12 protein-coding genes are annotated in these 12,019 nt (G+C 73.0%); 1 reads left to right on the top strand and 11 read right to left on the bottom strand.

What is annotated here, in order from left to right; translation table 11 throughout:
- Nucleotides 1-3: 3 nt before the first annotated feature.
- Nucleotides 4-888, bottom strand: coding sequence for a 30S ribosomal protein S2 (gene rpsB / locus ACWGKU_RS12395; protein ID WP_401048734.1), 885 nt, complete (start codon nt 886-888; stop codon nt 4-6).
- A 772-nt stretch (nt 889-1,660) separates the two neighbouring features.
- Between rpsB and ACWGKU_RS12390 the strand changes: the two genes are divergently transcribed.
- The gene (locus ACWGKU_RS12390) at nt 1,661-2,299 is read left to right on the top strand and encodes a peptidoglycan DD-metalloendopeptidase family protein (RefSeq protein WP_452179917.1); all 639 of its coding nucleotides are present in this window, start codon (nt 1,661-1,663) and stop codon (nt 2,297-2,299) included.
- A 43-nt stretch (nt 2,300-2,342) separates the two neighbouring features.
- Here the strand turns inward: ACWGKU_RS12390 and ACWGKU_RS12385 are convergent, their stop codons facing one another.
- From ACWGKU_RS12385 to lepB (ACWGKU_RS12340), 10 genes are all read right to left on the bottom strand, one after another.
- On the bottom strand, nt 2,343-2,933 hold the full coding sequence (locus ACWGKU_RS12385; protein ID WP_452179924.1) for a TetR/AcrR family transcriptional regulator: 591 nt from the start codon (nt 2,931-2,933) through the stop codon (nt 2,343-2,345).
- A gap of 139 nt (nt 2,934-3,072) precedes the next feature.
- Nucleotides 3,073-3,906, bottom strand: coding sequence for an RNA polymerase sigma factor WhiG (whiG, locus tag ACWGKU_RS12380; protein WP_401051450.1), 834 nt, complete (start codon nt 3,904-3,906; stop codon nt 3,073-3,075).
- 559 nt (nt 3,907-4,465) lie between these two features.
- Nucleotides 4,466-5,662, bottom strand: coding sequence for a DNA-processing protein DprA (gene dprA, locus ACWGKU_RS12375; RefSeq protein WP_452179919.1), 1,197 nt, complete (start codon nt 5,660-5,662; stop codon nt 4,466-4,468).
- Nucleotides 5,659-7,383, bottom strand: coding sequence for a YifB family Mg chelatase-like AAA ATPase (locus ACWGKU_RS12370; protein WP_452179920.1), 1,725 nt, complete (start codon nt 7,381-7,383; stop codon nt 5,659-5,661). Before ACWGKU_RS12370 ends, dprA begins: the two co-directional genes overlap by 4 nt.
- A 1-nt stretch (nt 7,384) precedes the next feature.
- Complete coding sequence (locus ACWGKU_RS12365; protein WP_387693677.1) at nt 7,385-7,888, bottom strand: YraN family protein; 504 nt, start codon at nt 7,886-7,888, stop codon at nt 7,385-7,387.
- A 168-nt stretch (nt 7,889-8,056) separates the two neighbouring features.
- Entirely contained in the window at nt 8,057-8,383 is a 327-nt protein-coding gene (locus ACWGKU_RS12360; RefSeq protein ID WP_030056781.1) for a DUF2469 domain-containing protein, read from the bottom strand.
- Nucleotides 8,384-8,438: 55 nt separating this feature from the next.
- Nucleotides 8,439-8,912 carry an NUDIX hydrolase gene (locus ACWGKU_RS12355; RefSeq protein ID WP_380543377.1) on the bottom strand — a complete coding sequence of 158 codons (474 nt, stop codon included), beginning with the start codon at nt 8,910-8,912 and terminating at the stop codon, nt 8,439-8,441.
- A gap of 112 nt (nt 8,913-9,024) precedes the next feature.
- Entirely contained in the window at nt 9,025-9,777 is a 753-nt protein-coding gene (gene lepB / locus ACWGKU_RS12350) for a signal peptidase I (RefSeq protein ID WP_380633069.1), read from the bottom strand.
- A gap of 160 nt (nt 9,778-9,937) precedes the next feature.
- Nucleotides 9,938-10,942, bottom strand: coding sequence for a signal peptidase I (gene lepB, locus ACWGKU_RS12345; RefSeq protein ID WP_452179921.1), 1,005 nt, complete (start codon nt 10,940-10,942; stop codon nt 9,938-9,940).
- Between the two features lie 242 nt (nt 10,943-11,184).
- Complete coding sequence (gene lepB, locus ACWGKU_RS12340) at nt 11,185-11,937, bottom strand: signal peptidase I (RefSeq protein WP_452179922.1); 753 nt, start codon at nt 11,935-11,937, stop codon at nt 11,185-11,187.
- Nucleotides 11,938-12,019: the final 82 nt, after the last annotated feature.

The following is a 12,019-nucleotide window of genomic DNA, read 5'->3' as shown; positions in this document are numbered from 1 at the left end:
GCGTCAGGCCTGCTCGGCCGGCGCCTCGGCCGCGGGGGCCTCCTCGGCGGGCGCCTCGGCGGGCGCCTCGGCGGCGGGGGCCTCGGCGGCGGCGGGGGCCTCCTCGGCCTTCTTCTCGCCCTCGATGAGGTCCTTCTCCCAGGCGGCCAGCGGCTGGTCGGCACCCGGCTCGGCCTTGGCGTCGCCCTTGGCGACACCGGCGCGGGACTTGAGACCCTCGGCCACGGCGTCGGCGATCACGCGGGTCAGCAGGGTGACGGAGCGGATCGCGTCGTCGTTGCCCGGGATCTTGTAGTCGACCTCGTCCGGGTCACAGTTGGTGTCGAGGATGGCGACGACCGGGATGTTGAGCTTCCGGGCCTCGCCGACCGCGATGTGCTCCTTCTTGGTGTCCACGATCCAGACGGCGCTGGGAACGCGCTGCATGTCGCGGATACCGCCGAGGGTCTTCTCCAGCTTGTCGTGCTCGCGCTGGAGGACCAGGAGCTCCTTCTTGGTCAGGCCGGAACCGGCCACGTCCGAGAAGTCCAGCTCGCCGAGCTCCTTCAGGCGCTGGAGGCGCTTGTAGACGGTCGAGAAGTTGGTCAGCATGCCGCCGAGCCAGCGCTGGTTCACGTAGGGCATGCCCACGCGGGTGGCCTGCTCGGCGATGGCCTCCTGGGCCTGCTTCTTCGTGCCGACGAAGAGGACGCTGCCGCCGTGGGCAACGGTCTCCTTGATGAACTCGAAGGCGCGGTCGATGTAGTTCAGCGACTGCAGGAGGTCGATGATGTAGATGCCGTTGCGCTCGGTGATGATGAAGCGCTTCATCTTCGGGTTCCAGCGGCGGGTCTGGTGACCGAAGTGGACGCCGCTCTCCAGCAGCTCCCGCATCGTGACGACGGCCATTGCCGTGCTCCTTGGTGTTACGGCCCGGCGGCGGCACTGCCTCGCAGCGATCGCCCACAGCCGGGTCAGGCTCGGTTTGTCCGTGGCGGCCAGGTGACAGCCACGCCTGACGCCCCGAACGTGCCGAGCCGCTTGAACCCTCCCGGCCCGGGGGCCGGTCGAGCTCGGCGGACCGAGCGGCACTCGCACCTGGCGGGGCTGCGGACGAACCGCGTCCGACCGCCGGTGGCGGGGCGTGCGAAGTCGACCCGGCGGACCGGGTCGCGTGTGAAGTGTACGGGAAGCGCCGAGGCGCGAGCGACTCCACGAGTGGCCGGGGGCCCGCCGAAGACCTGGGGGGAGCCCGGAGAACGGCCGGGGTGGACGGGTTTCGGTGGGGGTACGGCGGGGCTCCGGCGGGGTCCCGGTGGGGGGGCGGCGAGGTCGGTGCGGGGCCGGGCCGGGGTCCACGGGCCGCTGCGGGAGCGGAGCCGGGGGTGGGCGTGCGGCAGGGCGCGGGGGTGGGGTGCGAGCGGGGGGCTGGGGTGCGAGCGGGGGGTGCGAGCGGGGCGCGATGGCGGGTGCGGGCTCGTCGGCCGCGGGCTCGGGGGGCAGGCGCGGGCTCGGGTCCGGCGGCGGCCGGCACGCGGTCCGTCGGCGGCGGGCCGCTTGTACACCGGATGGTGGCGTTCGTACACCCGTCAGGGGGATGGCGGTCGGGCGCGAGGACGGTTTGTCCACAGGAATCCGAATGCGGGTGGTGCTGGGGAGACCGGGCGGCGAGCCTGCGGGCATGACTGGTCGCGGGTGGTTCGACGGGGTGTCCGTGGTGGTGAAGGTGATGACGGTGGTTCTCGTGCTCGTGCTCGCGCTCGCGCTCGGGCCGTCGGGGGCTTTTGGCGCCGTCGGCGTCTCGGGGGCGTCGGGCGCCGTCGGGGTTTCGGGACGCACGGGTGCGGCCGACTCCCCGGGCTCGGGTGGCGGGGCCGGGTGGGGTGGAGCGCGCGCCTGGCCGGTGGGCGGGCCGGGCGGGGTGCTGGGCCGCTTCGAGCCGCCGGCGAAGGTCTGGGCCGCCGGGCACCGGGGCGTGGACCTCGCCGCCGAGCCGGGGGTGGAGGTCCGGACGGCGGCTCCCGGAGTGGTCGCCTTCTCCGGACTGGTGGCAGGGCGGCCGGTGGTGACCGTCGCCCATCCCGGTTCGGGCACTCCCCCACTGCGGACCACCTACCTGCCCGTTGCCGGCACCGTCCCGGTCGGCACCCCGGTGGCCGCCGGACAGCCGATCGGGCTGCTCGCTCCGGACGGGCGCCACTGCGCCGGGCGGGACTGCCTGCACTGGGGGCTGCTGCGCGGAAGCCGCTACCTGGACCCGCTGGCCCTGTTCGGCGCGGGCACGGCGCGACTGCTGCCGTTGAGAGGCACGGACGGGTAGGACCGGGGCCGAGGTCAGGCCCGGGACCGGGCCAGGTTCAGGTTCAGGTTCCGGGGTGGACGAGTCCGTGCAGCACCATCGCGACGGCGGCGTCGGCGATCTCCTCGGGGCTCTCGGTCGCACAGCCGGTGCGGCCTCCGGCCGTGGCCTGCTCGGCCCTGCGGGTTGCCGCCTCCACGACGCCCTGGACCAGGGCCGCGGCGAGCCGGGGCTGCACGTGGCCGAGGTCCTCCAGTGTCCGGCCGACCAGACCGGCCAGCCTGCCGTGCGCGGCCCTGATCCGCTCGCGCGCGGCCTCGTCGAGCTCCAGTGCCGAGATCGCCACCACCGCCCGGTGCCGGGGGTCGGCGGCCAGCGCCAGCTGGCCGCGGACGTAGGCCTCGATCCGCTCGACGGCGGTGTCGCAGCTCTCCATCCCGGCCTCGATCTCGGCTGCCCAGAGCGGGAGGTCCACCTCGCAGAGCGCCTCGACCACGGCGGCGCGGGAGCGGAAGTACTCGTAGACCGAGGAGCGCGCCAGCCCGGTGCGCGTCGCGAGTGCGGGGAAGGTCAGGGCCTCCATGCCACCCTCGGTGAGCAGGATGCGGGCAGCATCGAGAAGCGCTGCGCGCTGGAGCTGGCGATGCTCGGCCACCGTGGCCGCTCGGATCTTCGGCACGCTCCCACTCTACGGAGCCATACCTCCGGCCGGTACGGCGCCGCGCATCGGAAAGATGCCCGGGCCCCACGCGCGGCTTCCGGCGGCCAGGTGTCGACGCCCGGGTGCCGACGCCCTATCGGATGTCCGACAGTTTGGCGCGCAGCTGGAGGACGGACTTGGTGTGGATCTGGCTCACCCGGCTCTCCGTCACCCCCAGCACCTGTCCGATCTCGGCGAGGGTGAGGCCCTCGTAGTAGTAGAGCGTCACCACCGTCTTCTCCCGCTCGGGGAGGGTGTTGACCGCCTGGGCCAGCAGCCTGCGCAGTTCGCGGTCCTCGGCCACCTCGACCGGGTTGTCCGCGCCGTGGTCCTCCAGGGTGTCCATCAGGCTCAGCCGGTCGCCGCCCTCCCCCACCGGGTGCAGCAGTTCGTCCAGCGCCACCACGTTGGCCAGCGACAGCTGGCTGAAGATGGCGTGCAGGTCCTCGATCGCGATGCCCATCTCGGCCGCGACCTCCGGCTCGTGCGGCGTCCGGCGCAGCCGGGCCTCCAGCGTCGCGTACGTCCGCTCGACCGCCTTCGCCTTCTGCCGTACCGAGCGCGGGATCCAGTCCAGGGCACGCAGTTCGTCGATGATCGCGCCGCGGATGCGGCTGATCGCATAGGTCTCGAACTTGATGGCGCGGCCGATGTCGAACTTCTCGATCGCGTCGATCAGCCCGAAGACCCCCGAGGAGACGAAGTCCGCCTGTTCCACGTTGGAGGGCAGACCGACCCCGACCCGCCCCGCCACGTACTTGACGAGCGGTGAGTAGTGCAGGATCAGCTGCTCCCGCAGCCGCTGGTCCCCGCTCTCCTTGTAGGAGCGCCAGAGTTCCTCGAGCGCGGTGCGGCCCTGGGCCGCGGCCTCCCGGGCGTCCTGCCCCTGGCCTCCGTCCGCCGCCCTCTCCCGGTGGGGCGGCGACACCGGCGAGGCGAAGGCCGGGGAGACGGCGCTCCTGCCCGACGCACTACCGGACGACCGGGGCGCACCGGCCACTCCCGCGCCGGGGGGCACCCCGGCGGGTGCACCGGCAGGCGCGCCGGCGGAGCCTGCCGCGTCCGCGCCCTGGACCGGCTCGGCGCCCCGGGCCGCGTCCGTAGGCTGGGGCGCCACCGCCGGCCGCCCGCCCTGGCGCGACAGGCCTCCCATCGTCCCCGCCGACTTGGCCGGGAAGTCGGGCACGGGGCGCCTCTCGGTCCGCGGCCCTCCCGAGGACCGAGCGCCACCGGTCACTCTGTGTCCGGGAATGTGTGTGGGCATGCGTTGGTCTGCGCCGTTCTGCCGAGTCATGTGCTGATAGGGAAGGCATGTGGAGCGTAGCGTGACCGACTCACTGCAAAGCGCTACCGCCACTCGGTCGTCCCCCGATCCGGTGGCGTTCGCACACCGGATCCGGGCGACGAACAGGAGAACGGATCGGCAGGTCAGCAGGGCGGCTCCGACGTGCGTTCCCTCGACGCGAGCGCGTTCTCCGTTCCGGCGATCACCTCCTGCGCACCACGCGCCAGTGCGCGCCGTGCCGCTCCACGTAGCCGAGCGAGCCCAACTCGTAGAGCCGTTGAAGGACTTCGTCCGGCGGGAGACCGGACTGCCGGGCCAGTCGCTCGACCGGGGCGCCCTCCGGCGTCGCCGGTACGGCTTCCAGCACCCGGGCGACCGCCGGCTCCAGCAGGTCGCGCGGGAGCACCGGACCGCTGCGCTGCGGTGCCAGATCGTCCCCGATCGCCCCGATCAGCTCGGTGATCTCGGCCGCGTCGGTGACCAGGACGGCGGCTCCGCTGCGGATCAGGGCGTGCACCCCGGCGGAGAAGGCCGAGGTCACCGGGCCCGCGACGCCCATGGTGTGACGGTTGAGGTCCCGCGCCCGTCTGGCCGTACTCAGGGCGCCGCTGCGCACCGCCGCCTCGACCACCACCGTTCCCCGGGTGAGCGCCGCGATGACCCTGTTGCGCAGGACGAAGCGGAAGCGGTTCGGGTGCTCCCCGGGTGGGAGTTCACTGACCAGCAGACCCTGGACGCCGATCCGCCGGATCAGTTCGGCGTTGCCCTTGGGGTAGGCCACGTCGACGCCGCAGGCGAGCACGGCGGCGGTCATTCCGCCGACCGCGAGTGCCCCGCGGTGTGCGGCCGCGTCGATCCCGTAGGCCGCTCCGGAGACCACCATCCAGCCGCGCTCGGCCAGTTGGGCCGACAGCTCCCCCGCGACGTGGGCGCCGTAGGCGGTGCAGGCGCGGGAGCCCACCAGCGCGACCGAGCGGAGCGCGAGCAGCCGCAGCGAGCCGGTACCCGCCACCCAGAGCCCGACCGGACGTCCGTCACCCAGGTCGTCGAGTTGGCTGGGCCACTCGGTGTCCCCCGGAATGATGAACCGTCCACCGACGTCCCGTACCCGTTTCAGGTCCATCTCCGGGTCCAGGCCCGGGAGCCGCGCCTGGTACCCGGCCAGTCGGGTGGCGTCCAGTCCGGGATGGTCGGGCACCGTCCCGTCCCGGATCGCCTTGACCACGTCGACGGCGTTGAGTTGGCCGAGCCACCGGCCGACCACCGCGTCCCCCGGTTCGCTGAGCCGGCCGATCAGCACCCGGGCGAGGCGCTCGGGCTCGGGCCCGTCGTTGGTTGCGGCACCGGCCCCGGCCTCGGCCGCGCCGGGAATTCGAGGTTGCCTCAGCAGCTGGTTCATGCCTCACCCTTCTGGTTCCGCGAACGGTCGTCGAGCGCCCCGGGCTTCCTGGGCGTCGCGGACCAGCCGTCCTCCGGACTGTCGCGCTGTGCCGGGATTCCGCCGCACCGGCCGAGGACCCGCTCGGCCAGCGGGAGTCCGTGCTCCACGCCGGTGCGCAGGACCAGCGCGGTGCGCACGTCCCGCTGGTCCGGCCGGTCGCGTCCGGCGAGGTCGGCGACCGTCCAGGCGACCCGGAGCACCCGGTCCAGGCCCCGGGCCGTCAGCAGCCCCCGCTCCAACTGCCGCGCGGCGTCGTTGAGCGCGCCGGGCCCGAGCTGCCAGCGGGTGCGCAGTTCGTGGCCCGGCACCTCCGCGTTGGTCCGCCACGGGGTGTCCGTCAACCGGGCCGCCGCCCGCTCACGCGCGGCCAGCACTCTGGCCGCGACGGTCTCGGTGGTCTCCGCCGTGGTGTCCCGTTCCATGAGCTCGACCCTGGTCACCGGGGCCACCTGGACCTGGAGGTCGACCCGGTCCAGCAGCGGCCCGGAGAGCCGCCCCTGATAGCGGCTGACCATGGCCGGGGTGCACTCGCAGCCCTCGCCCCGCCGCGAGTACCGGCCGCACGGACAGGGGTTGGCCGCCAGGCAGAGCAGGAAGCGGGCCGGGAGCCGCAACGAGCCGGCCGAGCGGGCGATCACCACCTCGCCCGCTTCCAGCGGCTGGCGCAGCGCGTCGAGCACCCGGACCGGGAACTCCGGCGCCTCGTCCAGGAAGAGCACGCCCCGATGGGCCAACGAGACCGCCCCCGGTCTCGGCAGACCGCTGCCGCCGCCGACGATGGCCGGCATCGTCGTGGAGTGGTGCGGAGCGCAGTAGGGCGCGGTGTCGATCAGTGGACGCCCGGCCGGGAGCAGCCCGGCCACCGAGTGGACGGCGGTGACCTCCAGTGCCTCCTTCTGGGTCAGCGGCGGGAGCAGCGAGGGCAGCCGCTCCGCCAGCATCGTCTTGCCCGCCCCCGGTGGGCCCTTCAAGTAGAGGTGGTGGCCTCCGGCAGCGGCGATCTCCAGGGCCCGCCGGGCCTCGTACTGGCCGGCCACATCGGCCATGTCGAGCCGGGCCGCCCGGTCGTCGGGCAGGCCCCGCACCCCCGCGCTGGGCAGCATCAGACCGGCCATCAGCGGATCCGGCCGGCCGCCGATCGGGTCGGGCGGGTCCTCCGGCGCCTCCGCGCCGGTCAGGGTGGCGACGAGCTGGCGCAGGCTGCGGACGCCGATCACCGTCACCCCGGGAACGAGCGAGGCCTCGGGCGCGGTCTGTTCGGCGACCACGACCCGCTCGTACCCCGCGTCGGCGGCGGCCAGCACCGACGGCAGCACGCCCCTGACCGGCCGCACCCGGCCGTCCAGCCCCAGCTCGCCGATGATCAACAGGTCGGCGATGGCGGCGGGATCGAGCCGTTCCGCGGCGGCCAGCACGGCGCAGGCGACCGCGAGGTCGAAGCCGCTGCCGCTCTTGGGCACCGAGGCGGGGCTGAGGCCGACCGTCAGCTTGCGCTGCGGCCAGGCCTCGCCGCTGTTCACGACCGCGGCACGGACCCGGTCGCGGGCCTCGGTGAGCGCCTTGTCGGGCAGGCCGACCAGGGTGAACGCCGCCACCCCGGGCTCCAGATCGGCCTGGACCTCGACGATCACTCCGTCGACGCCGACCAGCGCGACGGAACAGGTACGGGCGAAGGCCATCTCAGACCACCCCCCGCAGGTGGTCGACCAGGGCCGCACCCCGCGCCCGGTTGACCACCGCGACCAGGTCGATCCGCACTCCGCCCGGTGGGGCGGGCGGCCATTGCGGATCGGTGGGCCCCGGGTCGTAGCCGGGCCCGGCCAACTCCGCGAAGTGACCGGGCCAGCGCTCGGCCATCCAGCGCTCGGCCAGGCGCTGCAGTCGGGCGGCCTTGGCCCGGTCGATGGCCTCGGTGGGCTGCTGGAACCCCCGCTCGGAGCGGGTCTTCACCTCGCAGACCGCCACGGTGTCGCCGTCGAGGGCGACGATGTCCAGCTCGCCCTCGACGCAACGCCAGTTGCGGTCCAGGATGCGGAGCCCGGCCTCGGTGAGGCGGCGGGCGGCGACCCGCTCCCCGTAGCGGCCGAGCCCGTTCTTGGTGCTGCGCTCCGGGATCGCCCGCGGGGCCTTCCCGGCTGCGGCCGTGTCCGGTACTGCCTGGTCCTGCACGACGGTGTGCTGCATGGTGACCACCTCCGCCGAGGAGGCTGCACCAAGGTGCGCGCCGAGGCCCGGGAATTCCCTGTCCCTGTGGACAACCCGGGCCTGTGGACAACTTTTGTCACCCGCAGGAGTGAGAAGCCCCGTTCCTCCCGAAATCGGCTGGACAACGCGGGACGGAGTCGTTCAACGTCAGTTCCCGAAGCCGGACTCGTCCGAGGGCAGCTCCAGGTCGCTCTTCGCGAGTTCCTCGATGTTCACGTCCTTGAAGGTCAGCACCCGGACCTTGCGGACGAACCGGGCCGGCCGGTACATGTCCCAGACCCACGCATCCGCCATCGACACCTCGAAGAACACCTCGCCCTGGACCGAGTGCACCTGCAGCTCGTAGTCGTTGGTGAGGTAGAACCGTCGCTCGGTCTCGATCACGTACTTGAACAGGCCGACGACGTCCCGGTACTCCCGGTAGAGCTTGAGCTCCATCTCGGTCTCGTACTTCTCGAGATCTTCGGCACTCATCCAGGCGTCCCCTCAACTTGTCACGTCCACCCATTGTGGACCACCGCACCCACGGTCAGAGCCGTACCGGATCCACCGGCGGGCCCTCGGCCAGCAGCCGCTCCAGGAAGTCCGCCAGACCGGGCGGATAGACCGTCTCGGCGGTCCCCCTCAGTTCCTCGACCGTCCACCAGCGCGCCGCGAGCAACTGGGCGTGCTCGTCGGCGCCCATGCCCGAGTGGTCCAGCCCCGTCTCCGTGGTCCGGGCCAGGTGGAACCACTGCTCCTGCTCGTAGCGCTGTCCCTGAAAGGAGAACGACACCGTGCCGTACGCCACCAAGGGCCCCAGGTCCACACCCCGCAAGCCGGTCTCCTCGGCGAGCTCCCGCTCGGCGGCCCCGCGCACGTCCTCCCCCGGCTCCAAGCCGCCTCCGGGCGTGAACCACCACGTCTCGCCCGGGGTGGCCGGATCGGCCCCCAGGAAGAGGAGGATGCGGTCCAGCCCGTCCAGCAGCAGGATCCGCGCCGCCCTGCGGCGCCGTGCTGTCATGGCAGCGCTCCACGCTCCTTCCGTCCGCATCGGTGGCGCTACCGATCCTGCCACCCGCCGCAGCCGTCCGGGGCGATGTTCGGCAGAGCGGCCCGCCGGGCGACGGTCCCGCTCAGGCGCCGCGCCCCCGGAGCCGGCGGGCCAGACCCGCCACCCCGCCCACCACCGAGGTCACGAGGATCAGCGCCGCGCCCGCAACGGCGGCGGCGGCGAGGGGCCCCAGCGGCCCCGGCTTCGAGGCCTTCGGGCCCGCGAAGCCGTCGAAGTCCGTGACCCGGTCGAGCAGGCCCATGCGGCCGAAGGGCAGCACCGTGGCCTCGACCCTGGCCTCGACGGCCTCGGCCGGGACGGTCCCGTCGTCGACCTCCAGGTGGGTGCGGGAGTCGAGCGAGCCCATCCGGTTGTCGCCGAGCAGGAACAGCCGGCCCTGCGGCACGGTCACGCTGAACGAAGCGCCCTGGCGGCCCTGCGTCGCGAGGTAGGGCTCGTCCACCGGCTGCCCGTTGACCGTCAGCCGGTAATCGGCCCCGGTGGTGGCGACGGTGTCCCCGCCGACCGCGACCACCCGCTTGACCATGAGCTCACCGCCCCAGGCCTGGTCCCGGAAGACCACCACGTCGCCCCGCCCGATGTCGCCGCCGCCGACCTTGCGGGCGAGCACGGTGTCGCCGGCGCGCAGGGTCGGGTGCATCGAGGCGGTGGGGATCTTGTACGGCCGGTAGTCGATCGCGATCAGGGCGAAGCCACCGACCATCAGCACCAGCCCCAGCGCCAGGGCGACGCCCTGGAGCACCGCGGCGGCCCCGCGGCGCCCACGGGCGGGTACCGGAGGGCGGTCGACCGTCTGCTCCACGACACTGCTCATCGACACCGTCCACCTCTGGCCGACCGGAGAACACCACTGGCACGCCGGAGGCACGGGCGGAAAAGCCGACGGGCCGTGGCACGTCCGAGCAGATTACTCGTCGGTACCACGGCCCGCGCAAGAGCCGGGGCCAACCCGGCGGAACACGATCCGGTGGAGCTCAGGACTCCTTGCGGTGCTCCGCCCGGCCCCGCACCCGACGGACCAGCGGGAGCAGGGCGACGGCCCCCACCGCACCGGCCACGGGGGGCGCCATCGGCGCGGCCGCCGCCAGGCCCTTCTGGTCGAAGGTCTCCGGCACCGGCAGCGTGGACCAGTGGCTGATCGGCCAGGCCACCACGAACGCGCGCCCGATCACGTTGTCCACCGGGACGGTGCCGCCACCCGGCTGGTCCATGTGGAAACGGGAGTCCAGCGAGTTGGCACGGTGGTCACCCATCACCCAGATCCGGTCCTTGGGCACCTTGACCGGGCCGAAGGGGTGGTCACCGCAGGGGGTGTTGCCCGGGTAGACGTACGGCTCGTTGAGGGCGACGCCGTTGACCTTGACCGGCCCCTCGCCCTCGCACTCGACGGTGTCCCCACCGACCGCGATGACCCGCTTGATCAGGTCCTTCTCGTTGGCGGAGGGCATCAGACCGACGAAGCTGAGCACGTCCTGCACGCCCCGGAGGAAGGCGTTGCTGCTCTGCTGGGTCGGCTCGTCGCTCAGCCAGCCGCCCGGGTCGTGGAACACCACGACCTCACCGCGCTCGGGCTCGGCCCCGAACCACGGGGTCAGCTTGTCCACCAGGACGCGGTCGCCGACCTGCAGCGTGTTCTGCATCGATTCCGACGGAATGGAGAACGCCTGGACGAAGAACGTCTTGATCACCAGCGCGAGGATCAGCGCGATGCCGACCAGGATCGGCAGTTCCTTCCAGAACGAGCGCGGCTTTCGCGGCTTGGAGGGAGCCTCCGACTCCGATCCGTCCGCGGACTCGGCCCCCGCGTGCGAGGAGTCCGGGGAGTCCTCCGAGCCGGCACCCTGCCCGTCAGCGGTCTGCGCCGCCGCGTCCTCGACCGAGGCCGAGGAGGCCGCGGACTCGGCGGACCGGTCCGCCCGACGACCTGGGCCCTCGGGCTCTCCGGCGCCTGATCGGGCGCCGATCACCAAATCCCCCACAACGTCTCCTCCCTGCTGTGCGGACGCCCGCGCGCCCGCGCTCAGAGTGCCGCACAGCGGGCACCACGCTCACCACGACCATGAACGCCTCAGGGCTGCCCACCGCGGACTCCCCCGACACCAGCACGGCCTCGGCACACGGCCGGGACCACTCCCGGCCGCACCTGCACTTCTCTATCACTCCCAGGCATCCGGCTCGCGGTCCCACACGCGAGGCCCGTCCGGTCGACGGCCGGCGCTGCTCACTCCAGAGGCCGCCCCGACCTGCGCGCGACGAACGGAAGGATGCCCAACACACCCATAACGAGCGGGGGTTCCGCAGGAACCGGCCCAACGCCCACCGGCTCCGCGGCAGTTCCGCCGGCCTGCGGCATCCGGGCGAGAGAGGAGAGTGAACCTGGCGCATCGAGTTGATGGAAACGGTCCAGCGGCCAGGCGATCACGAACGCGCGGCCGACCACGTCGCTCAACGGGACCGTCCCCTGGCCCGGATTGCCCATGTGGAAACGGGAGTCGGCGGAGACGTCCCGGTGGTCGCCCATGACCCACAGCCGTCCCTGTGGCACCTGCACCTTGAAGGTCTGCCGGGACGGCGGGTTGCCGGGCGCGAGATAGGACTCCTCCACCGGACGACCGTTGACGCTGAGGCGCCCCTGTGCGTCGCAGCACTCGACGGTGTCCCCGCCGACGCCGATCACCCGCTTGATCAGGTCCTGCTCGTTGTCGGAGGGCAGCAGTCCGACGAAGGTCAGCACCTGTTTGGCCCCGCCCAGCACCGGGCCGTCGCCGGACGGCTTCCGGTCGCGCTCCAGCCAGCCGCTCGGGTCCTTGAACACCACGATGTCGCCGCGCTGCGGCTCACTGCCGAACCAGGGAGTCAGCTTGTCGACCAGTACCCGGTCCCCGATCTGGATGGTCTGCTCCATCGAGCCCGAGGGGATCACGAACACCTGGATCAGGAAGGTCTTCATCACCAGCGCCACCAGCAGGGCCACCAGGACGATCAGAGGCGCCTCACGCACCAGCGAGCGCTTGCGCCGACCGGCCGCCTTGCGGGCACTGCGACGGCGCTCGGCC

The sequence above is a fragment of the Kitasatospora sp. NPDC054768 genome, from assembly GCF_053612025.1.
This window is presented reverse-complemented; position numbering and strand designations above follow the sequence as displayed.